A 25,464-nucleotide genomic window follows, 5' to 3' on the forward strand; every position below is an offset into this window, starting at 1 on the left:
AAAATATCTATGCTTAGGCCGTGTAGCCAAGTATTTTTAATACCTGCTTGCTGTTTTGCTCTTCGCCAAACACCTCAAAATTGAAAGTTTCGTCACGGTTACGCCTGATGATAACATGTTTTGGCGATGGCAGCAAACAGTGATGAATACCACCATAACCACTCAATACCTCCTGGTAAGCCCCGGTGTTAAAAAAGCCCAGGTATTGTACCTTACGGGTTTTAGGCATGTATACGCTGTTCATGTGCGCTTCCTGGTTATAATAATCCTGCCCGTCGCAGGTAATACCGCCCAGGTTGACCCGATCATACTCCGCATCCCAGTTATTAACAGGCAACAGGATGTATTTTTGATTAAGCGCCCAAACATCCGGCAGGTTAGTGATGAATGAACCATCAAGCATCAACCACTTTTCACGGTCGTTTTGCTGCTTGCGGCCAATTACTTTGTATAATATTCCCGAAGCTTCGGCAACAGTATATTTACCAAATTCGGTAATGATATCAGGTTCAATCGTGTCATGTATTGCGCAGATTTCTTTAATACGGCTTACAATCTCGTTGATCATGTATTCGTAATCAAAATCAAATACCAGCGAATCCTTAAACGGCATACCGCCGCCGATATCCAAGGTATCCAGGTCAGGGTTTACCTTTTTGAATTTGCAATATAAGGTAACGTATTTTTCCAGCTCGTTCCAGTAATACGGCGTGTCAGATATACCCGAATTGATAAAGAAGTGCAGCAGTTTTACCTTGAAATTAGGGTTCTTTTCTATCTTAGAATGATAAAAATCTATCACATCTTCCATACGTACACCCAAACGTGATGTATAGAACTGTGAGTTCGGCTGCTCTTCTGATGCTATCCGGATGCCGAGGTTACAAGGCTCGTCGAGTTCTATTTCGTCATCGTAAATATTAAACTCCTCTTTATTGTCTAACACCGGGATGATGTTTTTAAAGCCATCATGCAGCATATCAACAATATATTGCTTGTACTGGTACGTTTTAAAGCCGTTGCAAATTACCGTGATATCCTTGGTTACTGTTCCTTTTTTCTCGAGCGCGTCAATCATCGGCATATCAAACGCCGAAGAAGTCTCCAGGTGGATATCGTTCTTTAACGCTTCCTCAACTATATGTTTAAAGTGTGAGCTTTTTGTACAATAGCAATATTTATAGGTGCCGCGATAATTGTTTTTAATGATAGCCTGCTGAAACAGCAATTTAGCTTGCTGAACCTTTTTTGATATGATGGGCAAATAGGTGAAACGCAGGGGAGTACCATACGTTTCAATCATCTCCATCAGGTTCAGATCGTGAAAGTACAATTCATCTTCAATTATCTCAAAACCCTCTTGCGGAAAGCCCACGCTTAGGTCAAGAAATTCCTGGTAACTTTGCATGCTTTAAAATTTTGGCAAAAATGTAATTTTTAAACGGTATTTTTTTGAAAATGTTGATGCAATTTATGTACTGAATGTAATTTATAATTGCATATAGATATTTCACTGATAATCAATATCATTTAAATCCTAAAAGCCATTATTTAAACTTTATTGAAACATTCTGCTATCATAATATGATTGTTAGGTTATGACGGTAACAAAAATTACACTCTCAATATTCGCCTTAAGCTTAATACTTAACAGTAATGCATTGGGGCAATCGCCTAAATACCGTAGCGAAAAATTAGTACCTGTTGCTACTTTTGGCGACAGGCGGCCAATAGGCGTAAAGGTATCATCAACCAACCGGTTGTTTGTTTCGTTCCCAAACCGCGGCGCGAGTTACAAATACGGATTGGTAGAGATTAGGAACGGCAGGGAAGTGCCTTTTCCGGACGATACATGGAACAGCAATATAGGCGATCCGAAGCAACACTTCGTTAATGTGCAGGATTTATATATTGATACTGATGACAAACTTTGGGTGCTTGACTCCAAGCCTTCATCCGGCGGGTCAATATTTGGTAACGATGGCGGTATGCCTGCACAAGGTTATTTTAAGCTGGTTAAGATTAACCTGAAAACCAATACGGTCGACAAGGTTTACACTTTTGACGATCTGGACAAGGCACGGTCGGGGCTAAACGATATCCGGATTGACACGGAAAAGGGTTTGGGATACCTCTCAGACCCCGGGCAGGCGGCCATCGTGATACTCGACCTGGTAAGCGGTAAAACACGCACAGTTTTAAAACAGCAACCATTTACCGTAGCTGATACCAGTGTGGTATTGAGTTATGAAGGTGTTGAAATGAGGGATAAAGACGGCAAGCCTTTCCGCTCAAATATTAACGGCATCGCAATAACGAGAGATAATAAATATTTATATTTTAAAGCCATTAATCAACTGCATTTATACCGCATCGAAACCCGTTATTTAGCTGATGCCAAACTTAATGCTGAAGCATTGGCATCGCATGTGCAGGATGTTGGCATTGTGGGTATAACGCATGGTTTGGAAGCCGATAAAAAGGGAAATATTTTTTTAACAACTTCTACAGACTATGCTATTAAATACATTACACCGGATGGTAAGCTAAACACGCTCGTGCAGGATTCGCGGATTATTTGGCCAGACTCGATGGGCATTGGAAGTGATGGATTTCTATATTTCTCATGCGCGCAGCTGAACCGCGACCCGCAGTGGAACAATGGTCAAAATAACACTGAGCTTCCTTACACCGTGTACAAGGTGAAACTGCCATAACTGGTCTCATCACAATAAATATTTAAAAAAATATAAAATCTATAGGACTTATGGATTTTATATGTATGTTTGCATTATAGTTCTTTTACATACTTATCCAGAAAGACGGAGGGAAAGGCCCTATGACGTCTTAGCAACCTGTACTTGGTATAAGGTGCTAATTCCTGCCCGGTAATATGCCGGGATAGATAAGAGATAGCGTTTTAAAAAAAACTCATGTCGTGGATAAGTTAATTAATGAAATTAAAAACGATAATGAACATGAGCATCTACTTTGATAACGCAGCAACAACCCGTATTGACAGTGACGTATTCAATCACATCACCCCGTATCTTTTAGATCATTTTGGCAATCCCTCTTCGGCGCACCAGCATGGCCGTGTTGCCAGGCAGATTGTGGAAGAATCAAGAGCAACAATAGCCGGTTTAATTAATGCCAAACCTTCCGAAATTATTTTCACCAGCGGTGGTACCGAGGCTGATAATACCGCGCTTTTATCCGGCATTCGCCTGCAAAACATCAGGCACGTTATTACCTCGCCTTTAGAGCATCATGCAGTGCTCAATACATTAAAAGCCTTACAGGCCGCAAATGAAATAAAATTGAGCTTTGTTAACGTTGACGAACGCGGTGACATTGACCATGACCATTTGGAAGCCCTACTTAAAAGCAAGGGCAAAGCATTGGTTTCTATCATGCATGCCAATAATGAGATCGGAAACATCAATAATATCGAGCTAATTTCTGAGCAATGTTGTAGACACAAGGCTATTTTTCATACCGATACTGTGCAAACCATGGGGCACTATAGCCACGATGTGAAAAAACTGGGTGCACATTTCATTGTAGCATCGGCACATAAATTTCACGGGCCAAAGGGGATTGGCTTTTTATACTGCCGAGAGGGGGTTGATCTTCACAAAATGATTCACGGTGGTTCGCAGGAACGTAAACTGCGTGCAGGTACTGAGAATGTGGCAGGAATAGCCGGTTTAGCCAAAGCCCTTGAGATAGCTTACGCACACATTAATCATCACGGCGCACATCTTCAGGCACTTAAAAACAGGTTGATAAACGGACTTAAAGAAGCTGTACCCGGCGTATCTTTCAACGGAAACTCGGCCATAGCAAGCAAAAGTTTGTACACTGTTTTGAGTGCAAGTTTCCCCGCGGAACTGGCTCAAGGTTTCCTGATGAATTACCTGGACGCTAACAACATCTCGGTTTCAGGTGGCAGCGCATGTACAACGGGCCACGCCTCGCATGTGCTGGAGGCTATAGGCGCTGAAGGCAACCGGCAAACCATCAGGTTTTCGTTCAGTAAATATAATGCTGCTGATGAAGTTGACCGGACATTAAGCGTTCTGTCAGCATTATTAAACGCAGTTGCTGCCTGATCTTAATTAAATAGTCGCGTGACCGAGTGGTGAGGTGGGGGTCTGCAAAACCTTATACGGCAGTTCGAATCTGCCCGCGACGTCAATAATAGCCAACGGGCTTACGGGCAATATTTTCATACAATTAAACAATTGTTAAAAAATCTAAAACCGTAAACAAAATTTTATAAAACTCGTTTGCAGGTATAAATAATATCTACTAAAATGCATTGCCAAAAGAGGAAAAGGAAATTTGTGAAGTATCCGTATGGCTCCAGAAACATTACATTCTTATTGGGCGTAGGCACCATTATGGCTGCCGCGGTTATACTATCAATTATAACAGCCGGTAAATAAACCGGCTGTTATAATTACTCGGCCCTATATATTACTTTGTAACTAACTTGTGATAATATCTGCTTATAAGCAGGTAAATATCTGGTATAGAATGGTATTTAGTCTTGCTATGTTTGTTTATGTGTTAACGTGAGTTAATACATTTTGTCAAATAGAATAAGTATTATAATCATTTCGGGTTTATAGTACGATCAGTAAGTTAAAAAAGAAGCACCGCCGCGATGGGGTGCTTTTTTTTGTTTTAGCACTTTCTGTTAATAACGCAGTTACCGGTTTAAACAAGCAATTATTTTACGGAAGCAGGGTTTAGCACTATATAATTAGGATAGAGAAGGATTGATCTAGCATTATTTTAACCACTCTTTACCAAATCTTACCCACATCATGTTAAATATTGCAATTGAATGTTAATTAACTGTAAATTGTTCACTAACAATCCCTATTAATTGATTTTGAACCATGAAAGTACTGCAATTCACCATCCCAATGCCATACGACAAGAGTGTGGTAGTCGACAAGGTTTGTCAGCAACACCATTATCCCTATCTGCATCGTCATAAAGAAGTGCAGCTTACCTGGATACAGAAAGGAGAGGGAACTCTTATTGCCGGTAATAACATGCATGATTATTCGGCCGGAGATGTGTTCTTTATAGGTGCTAACCTGCCGCATGTGTTCAAGAGCAACCCGGAGTATTTTAATGCTGATAACGGAAAGCAGATTGAAGCATTAACCGTGTTTTTTAATCCGGAAGGTACCCTGGCTCCATTGTTTGCTTTGCCTGAAATGAAGAATTATACGGTTTTACTGCAACAATATCAGCAGGGTTTTAAGTTTCCGCATTACCTGGTGAATGATATCTCGCAGATCATGTCGTCATTACAGCGTACATCAGGACAGGACCAATTGGTTGAATTTTTCAACCTGATGAAGTGTATGAATGGCATTAAAACTAAACTTGAGCCATTATCAACATATGGGAGCCTGCCAGGAATTACCGATATCGAGGGTATCCGTATTGGTAAAATATATAATTATATTATTCAGCATTACGCCGAATCACTTACACTTGAAGATGTTGCCAAGATAGCTTACATGACGCCTGAGTCGTTCTGCAGGTACTTTAAGAAACATACAGGCCATACATTCGTATCATTTTTAAATGAGATCAGGATAAATGAAGCCTGCAAAAAATTGATCTCGCAACGCTTTGAGAATATCAATATCATCGCCTACAAATGCGGTTTTAAAAGTATAACCAATTTTAACCGTGTATTTAAATGCATCATCGGTAATTCCCCACGTGGCTACCTGGACGCTTATAATAACAACATGATTAGCTTAAACCGTGCCGCAAGTTAATTACATGGATAAACCTTTACGCAAACGCACACTTATACGTAAGTATAAAAAATACTTGAATAAAGAAGGCAAAGCGCATATCGCTTTATGGGTATTACTGGCATTGGCTGGTAATGCCCATGGGCAAAGCCAGCCACCCGGCATACTTTTCGATCAATCAAGCGAACTTGCCGGGCCAATAATTCAATATGAGCAGGACATTGACGCCGTACGCGACTTTTATCTGCCTTATGAGGTAAACGAGCGGAGTGAATACCAATACAAAGTTTACGTACTTAACTCGCCTGAGCAACGCCGCCGTTTGATGCAAATAGATAGCGCTTACCTTGCTGATCTGAAAAAAACAGATTTTAAAAGCTTAAGTATTTATGGCCAGGCCGATTACCTGATGCTAAAAAAGGAGATCGCGAAACATGTAAAAAGCCTTACAGACGAAAACGCCAGGTACAATCAGGTAATGATGTACCTGAGTTTTGCAGATGATATTTACCTGCTTGAAAAAAAACGCCGGCGTGGCGAATATGTTAATGGGGAAGAAATTGCTAAGGTGTTCGACCGGCTTTCAGCAAAAATAGCTGCTGATTCGGCAAAGCTGAACAACGTTAAAAGTTTAGATAAGCCGTTAGCCAATACACTGAGCGATGCGGCATCGGCTTTAAAAGCCCGTTTAAAAAGTTTCTTTGATTTTTATAACACGTACGACCCGGCTTTTACCTGGTGGGTACCTTTGCCATTTAAAAAAATCAGCGGCCAGTTAAACAGTTTCTCAGAGGTTGCCACATCAAAAGGAACGATTAACACCATTCAAAAAGACGATGGAAGTGGCATAAAAGGTAAACCCATCGGTCGCGACGCACTGATAGCTCAACTTAACGAAGAATTTATTCCGTACACGCCTGAAGAACTTATTGAACTGGCCAACAAAGAGTTTGCCTGGTGCGATAAAGAAATGCTCAAGGCATCACGCGAGATGGGTTTTGGCGATGATTGGAAAAAAGCCCTGGAGAAAGTAAAGAACAGCTATGTGCCATTAGGCCATCAACCTGAACTGATCGTTAAATTGTATAATGACGCTATTGACTTTATCAAAGCCCGCGACCTGATCACCGTACCGCCTTTGGCTGAGGAAACCTGGGGCATGGTCATGATGTCTCCCAAACGGCAGTTGGTAAATCCGTTCTTCACCGGCGGCAAAGAGATCAGTATATCCTATCCAACAAACAGCATGGCTTATGATGATAGGTTAATGAGTATGCGCGGCAACAACCCTTACTTTTCACGTGGTACTGTTCAACATGAGTTAATACCAGGCCATAACCTGCAATACTTTATGAACAGCAGGTACAAGCCATACAGGCACGAATTTTCGACACCTTTTTCTGTTGAGGGCTGGGCTTTGTATTGGGAAATGCTGCTTTGGGATCAGGGGTTTGCACAAAAGCCTGAAGAACGTGTAGGTATGCTGTTTTGGCGGATGCACCGCTGCGCGCGCATTATTTTCTCCATGAGCTACCACCTTAACCGCTGGACACCGCAGCAATGTATTGACTTTTTGGTTGACCGCGTAGGGCATGAGCGCGCTAATGCCACAGGAGAGGTGAGAAGATCATTCGAAGGTGGATATAGCCCGCTCTATCAGGTAGCTTATTTATTAGGCGGTTTACAGTACATGGCCTTAAAACGCGAAATGGTTGATAGCGGTAAAATGACCTATAAGCAGTTTCATGACGCGGCAATAAAAGAAAATCTGATACCTGTTGAAATGCTCAGGGCTATACTTACCAAGCAACCTTTAACAGCTGGTTTTGAAACCAGCTGGCGCTTTTACAAACTTAAATAATCGTGCTTAGTCAAATAAACGAGGCATTTTTATTAGCCTAATAACAAAAACGGCCCGTGCTCAATACACGGGCCGTTTTATTAAATTAATTCGGGGATATTAATTCTTTTTGGTTACATCTGTAAATTTAACCTGAATTACGTAAGTACCCTCAAGCTTTAACTGCCATGACCAGCGTGGATTTACGGAGAATGTACCCAATGATGACGGGAAACCGTCGATGTTTACAAACTGGCTTGGTATACGGTAGTACATCAGGAAACCCCAATCTGTAGTAGGCGTTATGTATTTGGTAAGCGGGAATGGCGCTATTACAAAATCACATATCATCGCCGTATCTGTAAGCGTAACCGGGTTAAACTTGGCATAATTTTCAAATACTGGCCTGTCGCCACGCTTAATAATTTCACCAGTTTTAGGGTTAAACGGTTTGCCATTTTTGTCTACCATTTTCAATATCGCCCTGGCACCTTCATTCGATATTTTGGTGCAGGTGATCTGCGGGTTTTTCATTGGAGTTACCGCGCCCGTTACGTCATGAAACGCGTTAGATACGTTATCCGTTATCGTAAACAAATCATCTGTAGTTGGATCAACCACGTTTATGGTAGCCAATGACGGATAAAGCTTGGTACCGGTAGGATTGGTCATTTGTACATCGTAAACGTACTTTCCTAATGGCAGGTTAGCTGAAGCCCTGTTGAAAGTAAGCTGGCCGCTGGTTTCGTTAAATTCCATAGGCAGCCTTTTTACCGTTTCGCGCTTCATATTCAACAGCTCTATTGTTGTATCTGTTTCCGCGTTGAATGACAGACCGGGCTTAAATAATGTTATCTCGTACTCGGTATTAAACTCCTTTGGCAGCGGACTACCGTCCACATTGCGCAAATTCAACATTTTGTATTTGTATGGCGGGGTAGAGCCATCGGCGTTTATCCTGTCTGATTGAAATAGGATAAGCCCGCGTTTGGCGTAAATATTATTGTCCTTATAGCGGATGTAATCGCTTTGAAAACCGTTGTCAATCTTTTTGCAAGCTACAGCACTTGCTATGATAAACAAACCCAATATAACTTTTTTCATGTCCTTTAAATTATTGATCTGTTTATGATTAATTTCCTAATGGTTGTGCGTTAAAGAACAAGCGGTGCCTGCCATCAATCACGTGTACTATACCGGTCTTAGTAATAATGCCTGATGTTTGGCAGTCTATTGATCTGTCTTTTTGGCTTTCCGGTATTTTATCCGGTTCCGGCTCCCTGTCGTCACGGGTACCAACTACTTTTACATAGCTCACATAGTCAACGTAATCCACAAACTGACTGTAATCAAAGGCACGCCTAAACTTTATTAGATAACTTACACCGGCTGGTGGCGTCGTTAATAAAGTGGGATAAATTTTACCTGACACCGTGATTACATCTCGATTGATCTTACCCTTAAACATGTAGGTTTTCATGGAATCCGCAAGTTCTTTTGTAGGTATATCATCTATTCCAAACTCAAAGTTTTCGTTGCCTGTCTCAACAGCTTTCTGGTTTTTTTTGGCAGTTACGTAACCAGTAATGCTGTAGTTAGTCGTAGCGAAAAAAGTAACATCACTATTAACAGCGTCTTTTAGCCCGGCATGGTCAATTATTTTAACCAGCGAATCGAACTGCGGTTTCGACTTTAAAAAATCGTAAGTGGTCATATCCACATAAGGGTTGCTTGGACCACCGTCGTTTTTATAGTCATCTTTTTTACATGCGCTCAGCAAAATAACGGCTGCGCATACAATTGATCCTATATATTTTTTCATAACTAAATTCATTACGTTTAATGTTATACTTTGCCTAACCAATAAGTAGTTTGTTTAAGCTTCGGATTTTGTCTGAACAGGGCCGGGTCAACCGGGAAGTAAAAGCCTTCCAGCTGAAACCTTTGATCTGTTAGCCAATCAACTACATTACCATATTTGCGTGTGCGCAGTAAATCATAAAATAAATGGCCTTCGAGGTATAGCTCCCGGCCACGTTCTACTATGTATTCATCCATCACTTCATCCTTCGTTAAATCATTTGCAAGCATTGTTGGGTTAGCATTATGGCGTTTTCTCGAATCGTTAATAATATTAATGGCAGTGCTTACATTGTTTTTATATAGCGCTATTTCTGCTTTTAACAGGTTAATGTCACTCAATCTAAAAACAACCATATTGTTGCTCAGGTAAGGATCAAGCTGCTGGCCGGCGTTACGGTAAATAACATTAGCATATTTAATGCACATTGGCCTTTCAGATGTAGTAAGTGCGAAGTTCTTTTTAAAACGAACGTCGGTAGTATCTGAATCCTGAAAATGGTTACGAAGATAAACAGGCGTAACAAACATACGCGGGTTATTTGTACCGTTGTTGATATATGATGAATTCAAGAAGAACATACCGATCGAGCTGTTTGAGCCTTCCAACGTATTCTCGCTTACATTAATTTCGAAGATACCTTCTGACGAGCGGCCTACGAATATGCTTTTGTAATTTGCGGTATCAACCAGCCTGTAACCGCCTTTGGCAACTATCGCGTTAATAGTCGTATCGGCACTGTTTACATCCGCCATGTTTGGCGTAGCGGTGCTTACATCAAGCATAGTAGCTCTCCAGAGGTAAAGATGTGTAAGTAAAGCGTATACCGATCCGCGGTTAGCGGTTACCTTTGCATCGCCAACATTTGCGTAACTCCAGCTTAACAAAGGCGCTGCTTTATGGCAATCATCCTCAATCAGCTTCATTACTTCGGCTTTAGGGCTGCGGGCCAGTTGTGGCGCGTTTATCGGGTCATCGTAAGCTTCAGTTACTACCGGTACGTCTCCCCAAACCCTTACCATCATAAAATAACTCAAGGCGCGTAAAAAATAAGCCTGGCCTAATATTTTGTTTCTGAATTGTTCCGGGTCATCAGCATCCTTTAATTGCGCATCCGTCATCTTGCTTACGTTCTTCAGTATGATGTTTGACATCGCTACCGATTTGAAATAAAGCGTGTAGTTAGCTAATGAGTTAAGGTTGTATTGAAAGGTAAAGTCACCACCTTGTATGCCTTCTATACCATCGCCGCCGTATTGTATAGTGAAATAGTTTTTGGCAACGGCATCGCCATACATATAATACCGGTTGTACTTGTTGCTCATAGCATTACGCAGCAAGGCGTAATTGCCGGCTATCGCATTGTTAGCATCCTGAGCTGTTTTCCAGTAAACGTCAAAGTAAGTAGAGTTTTTTGGCGTTTGTTCAAGCAATTTTTTACATGAACTGAATGTTGATAAAGCCGCCACGCAACCTATCACACATATTACTTTGTATATCTTTCTTATCATGATTTTATGCGTTATTAAAATTGAATATCAAGGCCTAAAGTGTACTTTTTAGGTATTGGGTAGCCTGCACCATTATATTCGCCGTAGGGGTTAACTGCTTCAGCATCAGGTAAGCGTTTTGATTGCTGGAACATTTTTACGTTATCCATGATGCCGTAAACTCTTAATCTTCCCAGTCCGAGTCTTTTCAAAATAGTTGGGTTGAAATCATAGCTAAGCCTTACGCTTTTAATACGGAAATAGCCGCCTTTTTCAAGGAAGAAGGTTTGAGCGCCTGTATAATAATATCTGTAAGTACCTATGTCATATTTAGCGTACTGCGCGTTGTCTCCCGGCATTCTCCAAATATTCAGCTTGCTAAAGTCAGGGGTTGAGTAGTAAGCGAACCTGTTAATCGGATCGCCATCAGTAGAGTTTGAAAAACGGTCAGATTCAAAAAGGTTTAGCACGTCCCTTTTAAAGGTAAACGTAGAGAAGATATTTAACGAGAAACTTTTGTAATTAAAATCATTGCTCCAGCCGCCTACGTAGCGCGGATTCGGATCACCGATTGGCGTTTTATCCGGGTTGATACCATCGTTAAATACATCTACAAAATAGTCGCCATCAAGGTCAGCCAGATAAAAGTCGCCCGGGTTGTAAGTGCCGTTGCTGTTACGGTAACGCTCGCCGGTGTAAGGGTTAGCAGGAATGCTTTCAATTGTAGGGAACACACCAAGTGTTTGATACAGGTAGAACGCATTAATAGGAGAGCCTACCGATAGTATGTGCGATTTATCAAACCTGTCGCCACTCATTACCAAATCTCGGTTGCCGTTCGGCAGGTTCATAATCTTGTTTTTGTTGTAGGTAACGTTTAAGCGGGTATACCATCTGAAGTTGCCTTCTAAAGGATTGGCAGAAATAGTCAGATCGACACCTGAGTTACGCACACCAATTGCGTTGGTAAGTGCAAGGTCATATCCAGTAGTAACCGGCAAGTCAACACTGAATAATTGCAGGGAAGACTCTTTGTTATACACGTCTAACGATACTGCATATTTACCATTCTTGATTTCAATATCGGTACCAATATTCCATTGTTTTGAACGCTCCCAGCTTAAGCTGTTTTGTGCAGCACCATCATAAAAGTTTGGTGTAATAGCGGTAACACCATTGTATGATGTTGCGCCGCCATTACCTTCAAAACCACCGTTATTAACGTTATACAAATTATATTGCAAGTAGTTATTGGTAGGTAAACTACCCGATGTACCAATACTACCGCGTAGCTTTAACAAAGTGAAGGGATTGTTTTCATTGTCCTTCATAAACGACTCTTCAGAGATTAACCAACCAACAGACGCGGCGGGAAAGAAACCCCACTTGTGGTTTTTACCAAAGCGTGATGAACCGTCTGTACGGGCACTTACTGATAACAGGTAGCGGCTATCATAATCATAACTGGCGCGGCCGTAGTATGAAAGTAACCCGTAAGCCTGGTAATCCGACCCTGCGCCGATTTTTGATTGCTGGAAGCCTCTAACGGTTTGTATATTATCTGAAGGTCCGTTAAAACCGGAAGCGGTAGTGGTTTGAAAAGTGTTATACAATATATCCTGGCCGGCCACACCACTTACGTTATGCTTACCAAATGAATTGTTGTAAGTGAAAAAGTTTGAGGTATTTATCTGCATACCGGCATCGGCATAACTATAAGAGTAATTACCCTGACCGTTTTGCAGTAAACTGCTCCGGCTCAAATCACGCCTGGCGTTGGTTTGCAGGAATGATGATTGTGAGGTTAGCGTTAGATGTTTATTTATCTCAAGCGCGAGATTCAGGTTAAACGTAAGCTGGTTGCTGATGTTCTTATCCAGGTTTGACTGATAAGCACCTAAATAATACTCTTTTTTATCTGGCGATAAATTAAATAAAGATGAAGGCATGTTGCCGGCACCCAGACTGATCGGGCTGGAGTTGTCGCCGTTACCGCGTGCCCTGTCTGAACGTGAATAGGCAATTAAAGGGTTAATCGTCAGCTTATTGTTAAGCGCGTGCGCGGTTAGGTTTAACCTGCCGGTATAACGCTTAAAACCGGTGGCTTTAATTATACCTTCCTCGTTATAATGGCCACCGCTAAAGCGATAGACCATATTACCTGCACCGCCGCCGCTTAAGCCGAGGTCAACGTTTGAGATTTTACCGGTTTGGTAAAAAAGGTCCTGCCAGTCGTTATTACCATTAAAAGCTTCATTTAAGCTATCCGTAAGCATAAACGGAAGTTGTTGCTTTTGGTCGTAATTCAACTGTTGATTTAGTATCTGCATTTTTTGGCGACGTTCTTCGGCGCCGAGGGTGACATCGCGCAACTGCGGACGTTGCGTTAAACCGTAATAACTGTTAAGCGTTACTTTAGGATCGCCAGATAAACCTTTTTTGGTAGTGATCAGGATAACACCGTTTGCCGCGCGTGAGCCGTATATTGCGGCTGCTGATGCGTCCTTTAACACATCAATACTTTCAATATCATTTGGGTTAATGCCGGCTAAATAGTTAGCGCCGGTACCGGTGCCAGGGCCTACATAATCTTCAGTAGGTTGAGGTACGTTATCAACCACGTAAAGCGGGCTGTTTACTACATTGTATTCGTTGTAACCACGGCTCACTAATGAGTTACCACGTACGGATACGGTTGGCGTAGCGCCCGGCGCACCTGAGAAGTTTTGCACGTTTACACCTGATAAACGGCCTTGCAATAACTGGTCAAAACTCGCAGCCGGTAAATTAGCAATCTCTTTTGCCGACAAGCTGGAAACCGCCGCGGTTGATTTTTTACGGGTAATTTTTTGATAACCAATTAATACAACCTCACTTAACTGCTGCGGATTGTCTTTTAATGAAATGGTTAAATTTGGTTTGCTGCCTGCTTCAATTTCGGCAGTTAAAAAACCAACGAACGTAACGATTAAAACAGGTTTCGATGTGGATGCTTTTAACGAGAACTCTCCCTTAGGGTTGGTTGATGTTGTAGCAGTACCGCCTTTTTCCCTTACGGTTGCGCCTGGCACCGGAAGATTGTCTTTATCGACCACTGTACCAGTAACTACCGTTTGCGCTTGCGCGCTGTACGGAACCAGCAGGTAAAGTAGGCAGCAAACAACTAAGACGGCTTTTAAAAAAGTAAATCTTTTGGTCATAAATTAATTGTTGCAGTGTTAATAGTTTTTAATAATTATCTCAAAACTATCTTTACAATGCCCCAATTTTGTTTATGATATTATCTTAACATGGCTAAATCTTAACCATTTTGTTATTATATAAGTTTGTTGATTGAAAATATGGCAAAAATTAACGGTCGGTAAAACAATATTTTACATGAATGATGATAAAACGAATTATCTATTTATGATTAATATTTATGACAGTGATAATGTTTTATTATATCGTTTTATCAATAATACAAGATTTTTTACCAATTCTGTAACATTCTTGTTGCTTTTCATTAGTAAATGCCCCTGAAAGAGAATTACGATAATAAAAAAGCCCGCTTGCAGTTAATACGAGCGGGCATAGAAAACGGTAAAATTTTAATTGCGCATGTTGATATACTGCAACGGCTGACCGAAATCATTTCCGCGGCAAAGGCTTATAACGGCCTGTAAATCGTCGATCTTTTTTCCCTGCACGCGCACCTGATCATCCATTATGGAGGCTTGCACTTTAAGGCCGCTGTCCTTAATTGCCTTTACAATTTTCTTTGCGGCCTCTTTATCGATACCTTCTTTAACTTTAATTTCTTTGCGAATCATGTTGCCGGCTGCGTAATGCTCTTTACCAAAGTCAAGCGCGTTAGCATCAAGCCCTTGTTTAGTCATGCGGGTTATAATGGAATCAGTTATCGCCTTAAGGCGCATGTCATTCTCAGTAACTATGGTTATCTCATTGTTTTTTTTATCCAGTTCGACAGTACTTTTTGAGTCGTTAAAATCGTATCTGTTCAAAATTTCTTTTTTAGCGTTGTTAATAGCGTTATCAAGCGTTTGTCCGTCTATCTTGCTTACAATATCAAATGATGGCATATTGGTAGTGTTTAAGTGACAAAAGTAGCACAAAAAGACAAGTTAACGGTTATAAAAACGATGCTAACAATGAGTTAATACTAAATTAACAAATAAATAGGCACATTTGTTGTTTCGGCTGCAAAGCGGAATATATATGATATGGATACCCAACAGATACCTTTAACCAATCGTGAAATAAGCTGGTTGTATTTTAATGATCGTGTACTGCAGGAAGCAGCAGATCCTACTGTGCCGCTTATAGACCGAATTCGCTTTTTGGCTATCTTTTCATCAAACCTGGATGAGTTTTACCGGGTTAGGGTTGCCACATTGAACAGGCTGGCCAACCTCAACCAAAAATCAAAGCAAATATTAGGTTATAACCCCAAAAAACTACTTAATCAGATAAAGAACATCGTGGTTAAGCAGGAAAAAAAGTTTAATAACCTGTATGAAAATATTATTATCAAGCAACTTGCGGAAGAGAAGATATTCATCTTAGATGAAAAACAACTGAACGTTGCCAGGGGAACATTTGTTAAAAGCTACTTTCGTGAGAGATTGCTTTCAACACTGGTGCCTATAATGCTCACAGATAACGGCCCGTTGCCCGAGTTAAAGGACCGTGCGATATACTTTTTTGTAAAGCTGACCAAAAATAAAAAATCCAGATACGCGCTTGTCGAGTTTCCGGATAATTTACCCCGCTTTCTGGTGCTGCCCGAAACAAATAACTTAAAGTTTATTATCCTGCTCGATGATATCATCAGATACAATCTGGAAGATATATTCTTCATTTTTGATCACGATAGTATAGAGGCATACTCCATACAGCTTACCCGCGATGCTGAACTTGACCTGGACAAGGAGGTAAGTGAGAAATTTGTTGACGCCCTATCAAAAAGCCTGGTTAAACGAAAAAAAGGTAAACCGATGCGTTTACTTTATGATACCGATATGCCTGCCGATATGCTACAGCACCTTGTAGGCAAAATGGGACTACACGGCGAGAGTATGATACCAGGTAACCGCTACCATAAATTTAAGGATTTTATAAAGTTCCCGAATGTTGGTAAACGCGAGTTGGAATACAACAAGTATCCGGCATTACCTGTTGATGGTATTTCGTTTGGTAAAAGCCTGATCAGTTTAATTGCTAAAAAGGATTACCTGGTAAGCACGCCTTACCAGTCCTTCGACTATATTATTCACTTTTTACGAGAAGCAGCCATTGATCCAAAGGTTAAAGAGATCAGCATTTCAGTTTATCGCCTGGCTGATAACTCGCGGGTAGTGCATGCACTAATAAACGCTGCTAAGAATGGTAAAAAAGTTAATTGCCTTGTTGAGCTTCGTGCCCGTTTTGATGAGCAGAACAATATATATTGGAGTAACCGTTTAGAAGAAGAAGGAGTACGCGTGGTTTATGGCATCCCCGGCTATAAAGTGCATTCAAAAATTTGCATGGTAAGCCGGGTTGAAAAAGGCAAAGTGGTTAACTACGGTTGTCTTTCTACAGGGAATTTTAATGAGAAGACCGCGCAGATTTATGCAGATCATACCCTGTTTACGGCTAACAAAAAGATTACCGACGAACTCGCCGAGGTATTTAAATCGTTAAACAGAAGTCAGTTGCCAAAAGGTTTCAAAAACCTGATCGTATCTCCGGTTGACTCGCGCCCGGCAATTTATAAGTTAATAGATAATGAAATACGTAACGCCAAGGCCGGTAAAACGGCATATATGATATTAAAGATGAACAGCCTGGCCGATGAGCAAATGATTGAAAAACTTTATCAGGCCAGCGGGGCGGGTGTGAAAATAGATATGATTGTGCGGGGCATGTGTTGCCTTGTTCCCGGCGTAAAAGGATATAGTGAGAACATCAGTGTTATCAGTATAGTTGATAAGTATCTTGAACATGCCCGCGTACATATATACGGTAATGGCGGCAATGAGTTGATCTACCTTACTTCGGCAGATTTTATGACGCGTAATATCGATAACAGGGTAGAGGTGGGTTTTCCTTTGTACGATGAAGATCTGAAAAAAGAGATCAAAGATATTATTAACCTGCAATTAGCCGATAACACCAAAGCACGGGATATTACCTCAAATAATAGTAACAAATACCATCGCACCCGTAATGTAAACCCGCACCGGGCGCAAATAGATATTTATAATTACCTAAAAAACAAAAATACTTTAAAGTGAGATACGCTGCCATAGACATAGGATCAAACGCTGTACGCATGCTGATTGCCGAAATTGTTGAAAACAACCATTCGGTATCGTTTAAAAAAAACACACTCATACGTGTGCCGTTAAGGCTGGGCGATGATGCCTTTCTTCATCAGCATATCTCTGAGAGAAAATCGGCCGATTTGGTTAAAACCATGCAGGCGTTCAGTAACCTGATTGATGTTTACAAGGTAACGGATTATATGGCCTGCGCCACATCAGCCATGCGTGAAGCAAATAACGGCGACAAGGTAGTAAAGGAAATAAAGGAAAAAGCTGGAATCGACCTGGAGATTATACATGGCGAAAAAGAAGCTAAAATAATTTACAATAGCCATGCCGATCAGGAAATAGACAAAAGCAAAAACTATCTGTACATTGATGTAGGCGGCGGCAGCACTGAGTTGTCATTATTTTCGGCCGGGGAGCTTATCGCTTCACATTCATTCAACCTGGGTACAATACGTATTCTGGATAACCAGGATAAAGAAGAAACCTGGGAAGAAATGCGCGAATTTATCCGTAAGCATACCCGCGGATTTAAAGATATCGCAGGTATAGGCACAGGCGGAAACATCAACAAGCTTTACCGCTTGTCTGAACAAAAAGATAAATCGCCGATGCAGTTTAATAAGCTTAAATCGCTTTATAGCTATTTAAGTTCCTTTTCGTTAAAAGACAGGATAAACGTTTTGGGCCTTAACCATGACCGGGCAGATGTGATCATTCCAGCATGTGAGATATACATTACAGTAATGAAAACAGCAGGAATTAAGCAGATTTATGTACCGAGCGTAGGCATGGTTGATGGCATTATACAAACGCTGATAGAGAAGAACTTTCCGCAAAATCGCTGATGAAAAAATTGAAAATAAATTATTAAGTTTTTGTAAAAATCTTAATATATTTGTAGTGCCCTCTCATAGGGTATGTTTTTCATAGGTAGATGTAGGGTCGGGTACATAGTATTCGACCCTTTTTTTGTGCCTCAACTTTATCCCGCCGCTTTTGTTATACTTGCATTCCGTTTATGAAAAAAAAGATCGTTATAGCCATTACCGGAGCCAGCGGCGCTATTTATGCCAGGCTTTTGTTAAATAAACTTAAGCTATTACAAAACCAGATAGCCGAAGTTGGCATCATCATGTCAACCAACGCACGCGAAGTTTGGCGGGTTGAATTAGGCAACGATGATTATCAATCTTATCCATTCAAATTTTACGATAAATATGACTTCAGCGCGCCGTTTGCCTCAGGTTCTGCCAAGTTTGATACCATGGTTATCGTTCCGTGTTCAATGGGAACGCTCGGCCGTATAGCCAGCGGTGTATCTGACGACCTAACCACCCGCGCGGCCGACGTAATTTTGAAAGAGCGGCGCAAACTCATATTAGTAGCGCGTGATACACCGCTTAACTTAATTCAGTTACGTAACATGATAACTGTAACCGAGGCTGGTGCAATAGTGTGTCCTGCGGTGCCATCATTTTACAGCAACCCTAAAACAATTGAGGAAGTAGCGCTTACAGTGGTTGACCGTGTGGTAGACTTAATCGGATTAGAAAACAACAGTTACAGATGGGGTGAAAGTCAGTAAGCGATATTATATATAAAGGCTTTAATCATTACAAAACAGCCCCCTCAAAAGTTAAGCTATATTATATATTTGTGTTGCTGTACCTAACCGGCATCAATATGAATAAACTTTACCAATACCTAAGTGTAGCTTTACTAAGCGTTACCTATTTATCATGCTCAGCGCAAGCCGTTGTTTTAAAAAATAACGACCTGCAGCATATCCGTTACACAGGCCGGGTGGCTGTTAGTGATAGTAATACCATGCTTTCGTGGACGGCGACGTCGGTAAAGGTGAATTTTAAAGGTACTTCTGCCAAAGTATTATTGAATGACGAAGCAGGTGACAACTACTACAACGTTATTTTAGATGGCAGGGTAAAAAGCGTTTTGCATCTGCAAAAGGGAAAAAAGGAATACACACTTGCTGAAGGGCTACCCGACAATAAGCATGAATTGGAGTTATTTAAACGTACCGAATGGAGTATGGGCCGAACCTGGTTATACCGATTCTCTTTTAACAAGGGTGCGACTTTGCTCAACGCTCCAGCACCCAAAAAACGCCGTATTGAGGTTTTCGGCAACTCCATAACCTGCGGTTACGCTGTTGAAGATACTTCAGGTAAGGATAGAGGTACAGCACCTTACGAAAACGGTTACATTAGCTATGCAACTATTACAGCGCGCCATTTCAACGCGGATTACTATAGCACATCAAAAAGCGGGATAGGTATTACTGTAAGTTGGTTTCCGCTTATAATGCCCGAAATGTACGATAGGCTTTACGCGAACGATTCTACTATTAAATGGGATTTTAAGCAATATCAGCCGCAGGTGGTAATCATCAACCTTTTTCAAAATGACTCTTGGTTAACCAACATGCCCGATAACCCCCAGTTTAAATCTCGTTTCGGCACAACTCCACCAACGGCCGAACAACTGACCTCTGCTTACCGGAATTTCGTAAAAACTATACGATCTAAATATCCCGACGCCAATATTATATGTGCGCTTGGTAATATGGATGCTACAAAAGAAGGCTCTCCCTGGCCCGGTTACATTAAACAGGCCACCGCGGATCTTAACGACAAGAAAATTTACACCTGTTTTTTTCCGTACAAGCAAACGCCCGGTCATCCCAGTGCAACCGAACAGCAGGCTATGGCCGATCAGTTAATTGCATTTATCGATAAGAACATAAAGTGGTAAATATAGGTTGACAAAAGCAACCGAATTTTATCAGGCTAAAAAAGGCATTGTATGTAACCATTTATAGCCCATTGCAGTATAAAGTGGTATTTAACCGATAAATAATTAACCTGCCGATAGGCTTAATTATGTTTGTTAAGCCGCCTTTTAAGTTAAACGCTGATTAAATTGATTTATAAACACAAGTTATAATCCTGGAGAACGTGCGTAACGCTGTTATACCTAACGTCCGTAAATGAGAAAACTATACCTATTCAAAATTTTCGTACTACTATTAGCTATATTTTTTTATAGCGATAAAGCGCGAGCCCAATATGCCATTGGTGGCGAAGCCGGCACCAGCCTTGTAAACTCTGTGTACTGGCTCACCTGGGATAAAACGCTCACCGGAAGTACGCTGATAACATCACCAAGTGGCTCAAGCGCTCAAAATATTACCAACGGTAATTATGTTTGGCAATTTTCGCCTACGGTGCAAATCAGAGCAACGATCAGTGACCTGGTTACCAGCGGCAACCAGCCCATGCAGGCTTACACACCGGGTAGCTACGCCAGCGATGGGCTCGACCTGCTATACTCGGGCAATAACCGCCCCAAGCCCGACTCAAGAGGTGTTGAAGCCTCGGCAGTGGTAACGCCCTACGGCGGCACCGCAACGTTTGATATTGATATTAAAGTTTTCATTCTCATCAATGGCGTATGGACAGACGTAGCATATCCGGGTATGATAATCGGCGACGCCGAATCTATTGATGCAGGAGGCGAATTTATAACAGCCAATACGCCCAACCCGATTGCCTGGCAACTGCTTAACAAGCGCACCCAAAACAATGCTGCTGATGATGAGTATAAAATGCAGTTGAGCAATTCCGGCCGGTCATTCCGTCTATTTGCCAACCTTCCGCCCGGAAACTTTGGCGTGCAGGCGGTTATGTTCGCTCGTGGCGCCCGCAACCTCAACAATGTAAGTATGAAGGGGTCAGGCCTTACGGCCATGGCCATCGGTTTTGTTTTGCCTTTTGATTTGGGCGATGATCCGTTGGGTTACGGCAACACGGGGCATTACATGGAGAACTTCCAGATAACGGATTACTTTAACGGTGACGGTACTTTCGCGGTTGTAAATTATCCTACTACACCTTTAATAGCAAGCGCTTCAGTCTATATAGGCGAAAACAATGTGGACGCCGATGGCGAGCCTGAAGGCACCGTTGACGCGGATGGTGATAACAACACCGGCAATGATGATGAAAACACCATAAACCCGGCAAATTTACCGGTGGTAAAAGTAAATCAGGCTGGTAACATCGTTTTTAATGTGCCGGTAACTAACACTAAAAATGTGCCGGCCGCTTTGCGTATCTGGCTCGATTTTGACGGTAACGGCTTATTTGAAGCCGATGAGCTGGTAAGCGCTACCATTCCGCCTAATACAACAAATCAAAATTATACGCTTACTTTCCCTAATGCACAGTTTGCCTCAAAAATAAAGGTTGGTATACTTTATTCGCGTATTCGTATCACCACAACAAACCTGATTGATAATCCATCAACAGTAGTAGACGAGCGTAGCACCTCCTTTGCAGCTGATGGGGAAACAGAAGATTACCGGTTGAAAGATATAACAGGTATCACCATATCGGGTACTGTTTTTAATGACGGAAATGGTGGCAGCAATGGCTCCATATCAGGTACGCCCTTGCAGCAGGTGTCGGGTTCGCCATTATACGCTTATCTGGTTGATGCTTCCACCAACAAAGTAGTGCAAAAAGTTGCGGTTAGCAGCACCGGTACGTACAGTATTGCGAATAACAATAACGGCACCTACACCGTGGCCATATCAACTAACGATGTGGACACCGGCGCCATATTAGCCGCGGTGGCGCCAAACCTGCCCGTTAACTGGAAACCATCCGGCGAGGCATACGGCACAAATAACGTAGCCGGAAACGGTATTGAAACCGGAACCCCTAATCTGCAGATCAGCGTGAGTACACCGGGTACGAGCCTTGATATAGCGGGGGTGAACTTTGCGCTCAACCAAATTCCTGTCGCAGCTGCTGACTCAGCTATTACAACAGCCGGCGTGGCCGTTACGCTTAACACTCCGGCTAACGATACTGACGCTGATGGAACGATCAACCCCGCGCAGGTATTCCTCGTTGACCCGATAGATAATACCCAAAAGAGGACTGTAACCGTAGCCGGGCAGGGAACTTACGTTACCAACACTACAACCGGCAGGGTAACCTTCACGCCGGTGGCTTCATTCGCGGGTAAGGCTATCCCACTTTCATATACCATTCGCGATAATTATGGCTCGGAGAGCTTGCCTTCACTTATATCAGTAATTGTGAAACCAACCGGCAGGAATGACGCTGATACCACAGCAATTGGCACTCCGGTAACAACGATAGTAAAAGCTAATGATGGCACTGATGCTACAGCCACTACCGTAACCGCCACTAACGGTGCGCGCGGCACTACAACCGTAGACGCGCAAGGACGCGTTGTCTATACACCTGATGCCGGTTATGCGGGCACTGATATCTATACCTATATTTTAACTACTGCAGACGGTATTGCCTCTGACCCGATAACAGTTACTATCTACATTACACCCAATGGGGTTAACGACGAAGCCATAACTAATATCAATACGCCGGTTATCACAAATGTGAAAGCGAATGACGGGGCGGCGGCGGCTGGCGCTACGGTAACGCCGACCGCAGGCGCACATGGCACCACAACCGTAGACGCCCAGGGCAATGTAATATATACGCCAGCTAACGGTTATGTTGGGCGAGACGTTTACACTTACACACTTACCCGCGATGGCATAGTTTCGGCACCAATAACAGTTGATGTAACTGTTAGGCCGGTGCCGGTTAATGATACCGACATTACACCGGTTAATACCAGCGTTACAACAACAGTAAAAGCAAACGACGGCCCAAGCGGCGTTGGTACTACGGTTACCAGTACTAATGGCCAAAACGGATTTACTACGGTTAACGCGCAAGGGCAGGTTGTTTATACACCTATTTCCGGCTATACTGGCGTTGATACTTACACTTATACACTCACTACGCCGGATGGTGTAGTGTCCGATCCGGTTACGGTAACAATTACCATATATTCGGCGAGCGTAAATTTAACCAAAAGGGCAAACAATACTGGCAGTAAAGCCGGCGACGTTATTAACTACAGCTTAATTGTAACTAATACCGGCCAAACGCCGCTTACCAACCTGGTTGTTACTGATGTTGGCGCTGATGCGGGCAGTATTTCCCCGGCCAGCATACCTACATTGGCCGCAGGTGCATCACGTACGGTAACGGCAAGGCATACGCTTACACAGGTCGACATAAATAACCGCAGTTTCAGTAATCAGGCCAGCGTAAGCGGTACAGATCAAACCGGCAGGCCGGTGAGTGACACCCGCTCTGATGACCCGACAACACCGGCTGCTGATGACCCGACCGTCGTGACCATTACTCCGGTTGGCGCCATATCACTTGAAAAAACGGGCGTATTTACAGCGAACTATATCACCTATACTTTTACCATTACTAATACGGGTGACGCAACGCTAACTAATGTTACACTTACTGATACCAATCTTGGACTGACCAATACTGTTGTAAATATACCGGCAGGTGGATTGATACCTGGCGGTACAGCTACTTTAACTTTCAGATATACGCTTACTCAGGCCGATAAAGAAGCAGGTAAGGTAACCAACAACGCCTCAGTAAGCAGCACTGACCCTGTTGGAAACATAGTTAACGACAACGCGACCGTTGATGTTCCGGTTGATCCGGCGCCGATAGCGGTGAACGACAATGCATCAACACAAAGAAACACGCCGGTTATAATTGATGTTGACCGCAATGACCTGCCGGGCAATTCAAGCTTCGATCAGCAATCTATTGAGATACTTACACAACCGAAAAACGGCACGGTACAGGTAGGCGCTGATGGCACCGTTACTTACACGCCAAACGATGGTTATACAGGTACCGACTCATTTACTTATCGTATTAAAGATCTCTACGGTTACTACACCAACCCGGCAACGGTTAACCTCACCATTAACGCCAACGCGCCGTTTAAAATACCAACGTTATTTACGCCAAACGGCGATGGAATTAACGACGTGTTTGAGATACGTGGCCTTGAGCAATATAGCCAGAACAAACTATCCATTATAAACCGTTGGGGCAACGAGGTTTATAAGGCTACCAATTATCAGAATAACTGGGCGGGTACCGGTTTAAATGAGGGTACCTACTATTACATACTGCAGGTTCAGGATAGCATGGGCAAGTGGAATGTGTATAAAGGTTACATCACATTAATGCGGAGTTTAAAAAAATAAGATGATGAGACACCCGTCGGTACCGGCGGCGAACAACATAATATGAAAAGATTTTTAACCATATTAATATTACTCATAAATACCGGCATACTTTACGCGCAACAGGATGCACAACAAAGCCAGTATATGTTTAATGGTATCTACATCAACCCGGCATACGCCGGTTATAAGGAGATACTGAACCTGCACGCTTACTACCGTGCACAATGGACGGGTGTTGAAGGTTCGCCGCGCAGCATGTCATTAGCCGTTGATGCTACCGCCAATAACGGCAACGTGGGTTTGGCTTTCCAGGTGGCGAGCGACAAGCTTGGCGCTCAGGAGTACCTTTCGGCATATGCAAATTATGCCTATCGCTTACGCATGAACGAAGATGGCAGTTCGAGGTTAGCTTTCGGTTTAGGCGCCGGCATAATGCAGTTGGGTATGAATGGCTCAAAACTAAACCCGAACGACCCGGAGCCTGATATGTTTACCGGTACGCAAAGTACCATTGTGCCCGATGCTCGCTTGGGTGTTTACTACTCCGACAATAAATTTTACGCAGGGCTTTCTGCAGACAACCTGGTAGCCCAGCATATTAACGTACGTAAGGATGGTTATATAGCGCAGCCTAAAGCGCACTATTACCTCACCGGCGGTATGTTATTTCCGTTGAATCAAGACATTATGGTGAAGCCGAGTTTTTTGTTAAAAGATGACCGGGGCGGGCCTACCAGTTTGGATATTAATGCCTTCATTTTACTTGGCGAGAAGCTATGGCTCGGTGGATCTTACCGTACCGGGGTAAAGTTGTATGACAAGAGTTATCTGCAAAATGACCTGACGCCGCTAAACTCGATTACAGCCGCCGCAGAGTTTTTCCCTAATCCTTATCTGCGTATAGGCTATGGTTACGATTTTTCGATCGGCCCGCTTCGCGGATATGATGGCGGCACGCATGAGATATCAATCGGTATCTACTTTAAAACCAAACAAAGCCGGATGTTAACGCCAAGATATTTTTAAAGC

Annotated in this window: 16 protein-coding genes, 1 tRNA gene and 1 riboswitch; of the genes, 11 read left to right on the forward strand and 6 right to left on the reverse strand. The window is 42.5% G+C overall.

The genetic code is table 11. The features are described 5' to 3' along the window. Positions 1–13: 13 nt before the first annotated feature. Complete coding sequence (locus ABD960_RS08510) at positions 14–1,408, reverse strand: arginine decarboxylase (protein ID WP_345330598.1); 1,395 nt, start codon at positions 1,406–1,408, stop codon at positions 14–16. Between the two features lie 190 nt (positions 1,409–1,598). Between ABD960_RS08510 and ABD960_RS08515 the strand changes: the two genes are divergently transcribed. From ABD960_RS08515 to ABD960_RS08535, 5 genes are all read left to right on the forward strand, one after another. Next, on the forward strand, positions 1,599–2,717 hold the full coding sequence (locus ABD960_RS08515; protein ID WP_345330599.1) for an SMP-30/gluconolactonase/LRE family protein: 1,119 nt from the start codon (positions 1,599–1,601) through the stop codon (positions 2,715–2,717). A 90-nt stretch (positions 2,718–2,807) separates the two neighbouring features. Then, positions 2,808–2,912: riboswitch (SAM riboswitch) on the forward strand. A 66-nt stretch (positions 2,913–2,978) separates the two neighbouring features. Beyond that, the gene (locus ABD960_RS08520; protein ID WP_345330600.1) at positions 2,979–4,115 is read left to right on the forward strand and encodes a cysteine desulfurase family protein; all 1,137 of its coding nucleotides are present in this window, start codon (positions 2,979–2,981) and stop codon (positions 4,113–4,115) included. A gap of 12 nt (positions 4,116–4,127) precedes the next feature. After that, positions 4,128–4,198 (forward strand) — tRNA-Cys (locus ABD960_RS08525). A 712-nt stretch (positions 4,199–4,910) separates the two neighbouring features. Further along, positions 4,911–5,813, forward strand: coding sequence for an AraC family transcriptional regulator (locus ABD960_RS08530; protein ID WP_345330601.1), 903 nt, complete (start codon positions 4,911–4,913; stop codon positions 5,811–5,813). A 4-nt stretch (positions 5,814–5,817) separates the two neighbouring features. Further along, on the forward strand, positions 5,818–7,653 hold the full coding sequence (locus tag ABD960_RS08535) for a DUF885 family protein (protein WP_345330602.1): 1,836 nt from the start codon (positions 5,818–5,820) through the stop codon (positions 7,651–7,653). Positions 7,654–7,752: 99 nt separating this feature from the next. Here the strand turns inward: ABD960_RS08535 and ABD960_RS08540 are convergent, their stop codons facing one another. From ABD960_RS08540 to ABD960_RS08560, 5 genes are all read right to left on the reverse strand, one after another. Beyond that, on the reverse strand, positions 7,753–8,736 hold the full coding sequence (locus ABD960_RS08540; protein ID WP_345330603.1) for a hypothetical protein: 984 nt from the start codon (positions 8,734–8,736) through the stop codon (positions 7,753–7,755). Between the two features lie 28 nt (positions 8,737–8,764). Then, the gene (locus tag ABD960_RS08545; protein ID WP_345330604.1) at positions 8,765–9,454 is read right to left on the reverse strand and encodes a hypothetical protein; all 690 of its coding nucleotides are present in this window, start codon (positions 9,452–9,454) and stop codon (positions 8,765–8,767) included. A gap of 23 nt (positions 9,455–9,477) precedes the next feature. Further along, the gene (locus tag ABD960_RS08550; RefSeq protein ID WP_345330605.1) at positions 9,478–11,004 is read right to left on the reverse strand and encodes a RagB/SusD family nutrient uptake outer membrane protein; all 1,527 of its coding nucleotides are present in this window, start codon (positions 11,002–11,004) and stop codon (positions 9,478–9,480) included. A gap of 14 nt (positions 11,005–11,018) precedes the next feature. After that, positions 11,019–14,183 carry a SusC/RagA family TonB-linked outer membrane protein gene (locus ABD960_RS08555; RefSeq protein WP_345330607.1) on the reverse strand — a complete coding sequence of 1,055 codons (3,165 nt, stop codon included), beginning with the start codon at positions 14,181–14,183 and terminating at the stop codon, positions 11,019–11,021. Between the two features lie 390 nt (positions 14,184–14,573). Continuing rightward, positions 14,574–15,065 carry a YajQ family cyclic di-GMP-binding protein gene (locus ABD960_RS08560; protein ID WP_345330608.1) on the reverse strand — a complete coding sequence of 164 codons (492 nt, stop codon included), beginning with the start codon at positions 15,063–15,065 and terminating at the stop codon, positions 14,574–14,576. Positions 15,066–15,206: 141 nt separating this feature from the next. Between ABD960_RS08560 and ppk1 the strand changes: the two genes are divergently transcribed. The 6 genes from ppk1 (at position 15,207) to ABD960_RS08590 (ending at position 25,461) form a co-directional block, all read left to right on the forward strand. Further along, on the forward strand, positions 15,207–17,261 hold the full coding sequence (ppk1, locus tag ABD960_RS08565; protein ID WP_345330609.1) for a polyphosphate kinase 1: 2,055 nt from the start codon (positions 15,207–15,209) through the stop codon (positions 17,259–17,261). After that, entirely contained in the window at positions 17,258–18,145 is an 888-nt protein-coding gene (locus ABD960_RS08570) for a Ppx/GppA phosphatase family protein (protein WP_345330610.1), read from the forward strand. The genes ppk1 and ABD960_RS08570 overlap by 4 nt, the downstream gene beginning before the upstream one ends. Before the next feature lie 173 nt (positions 18,146–18,318). Next, entirely contained in the window at positions 18,319–18,885 is a 567-nt protein-coding gene (locus tag ABD960_RS08575) for a UbiX family flavin prenyltransferase (RefSeq protein WP_345330611.1), read from the forward strand. A gap of 98 nt (positions 18,886–18,983) precedes the next feature. After that, positions 18,984–20,072: an SGNH/GDSL hydrolase family protein gene (locus tag ABD960_RS08580; RefSeq protein ID WP_345330612.1), complete on the forward strand. Its 1,089-nt coding sequence runs from the start codon at positions 18,984–18,986 to the stop codon at positions 20,070–20,072. A gap of 235 nt (positions 20,073–20,307) precedes the next feature. Next, positions 20,308–24,453 (forward strand): CshA/CshB family fibrillar adhesin-related protein, encoded by a 4,146-nt coding sequence (locus ABD960_RS08585; protein WP_345330613.1) that lies wholly within the window; start codon positions 20,308–20,310, stop codon positions 24,451–24,453. Positions 24,454–24,495: 42 nt separating this feature from the next. Next, positions 24,496–25,461 carry a PorP/SprF family type IX secretion system membrane protein gene (locus tag ABD960_RS08590; protein ID WP_345330615.1) on the forward strand — a complete coding sequence of 322 codons (966 nt, stop codon included), beginning with the start codon at positions 24,496–24,498 and terminating at the stop codon, positions 25,459–25,461. The last annotated feature ends 3 nt before the right edge of the window (positions 25,462–25,464 follow it).

The sequence above is a fragment of the Mucilaginibacter defluvii genome (assembly GCF_039543225.1).
GTDB classification, from domain to species: domain Bacteria; phylum Bacteroidota; class Bacteroidia; order Sphingobacteriales; family Sphingobacteriaceae; genus Mucilaginibacter; species Mucilaginibacter defluvii.

Excerpts from the sequence above, each read along its gene's own strand:
- ppk1 (WP_345330609.1), top strand. The coding sequence starts at position 15,207 with ATGGATACCCAACAGATACCTTTAACCAATCGTGAAATAAGCTGGTTG.
- ABD960_RS08555 (WP_345330607.1), bottom strand. The coding sequence starts at position 14,183 with ATGACCAAAAGATTTACTTTTTTAAAAGCCGTCTTAGTTGTTTGCTGC.
- ABD960_RS08530 (WP_345330601.1), top strand. The coding sequence starts at position 4,911 with ATGAAAGTACTGCAATTCACCATCCCAATGCCATACGACAAGAGTGTG.
- ABD960_RS08515 (WP_345330599.1), top strand. The coding sequence starts at position 1,599 with ATGACGGTAACAAAAATTACACTCTCAATATTCGCCTTAAGCTTAATA.
- ABD960_RS08520 (WP_345330600.1), top strand. The coding sequence starts at position 2,979 with ATGAGCATCTACTTTGATAACGCAGCAACAACCCGTATTGACAGTGAC.
- ABD960_RS08540 (WP_345330603.1), bottom strand. The coding sequence starts at position 8,736 with ATGAAAAAAGTTATATTGGGTTTGTTTATCATAGCAAGTGCTGTAGCT.
- ABD960_RS08560 (WP_345330608.1), bottom strand. The coding sequence starts at position 15,065 with ATGCCATCATTTGATATTGTAAGCAAGATAGACGGACAAACGCTTGAT.
- ABD960_RS08535 (WP_345330602.1), top strand. The coding sequence starts at position 5,818 with ATGGATAAACCTTTACGCAAACGCACACTTATACGTAAGTATAAAAAA.
- ABD960_RS08575 (WP_345330611.1), top strand. The coding sequence starts at position 18,319 with ATGAAAAAAAAGATCGTTATAGCCATTACCGGAGCCAGCGGCGCTATT.
- ABD960_RS08550 (WP_345330605.1), bottom strand. The coding sequence starts at position 11,004 with ATGATAAGAAAGATATACAAAGTAATATGTGTGATAGGTTGCGTGGCG.
- ABD960_RS08510 (WP_345330598.1), bottom strand. The coding sequence starts at position 1,408 with ATGCAAAGTTACCAGGAATTTCTTGACCTAAGCGTGGGCTTTCCGCAA.
- ABD960_RS08580 (WP_345330612.1), top strand. The coding sequence starts at position 18,984 with ATGAATAAACTTTACCAATACCTAAGTGTAGCTTTACTAAGCGTTACC.
- ABD960_RS08590 (WP_345330615.1), top strand. The coding sequence starts at position 24,496 with ATGAAAAGATTTTTAACCATATTAATATTACTCATAAATACCGGCATA.
- ABD960_RS08585 (WP_345330613.1), top strand. The coding sequence starts at position 20,308 with ATGAGAAAACTATACCTATTCAAAATTTTCGTACTACTATTAGCTATA.
- ABD960_RS08545 (WP_345330604.1), bottom strand. The coding sequence starts at position 9,454 with ATGAAAAAATATATAGGATCAATTGTATGCGCAGCCGTTATTTTGCTG.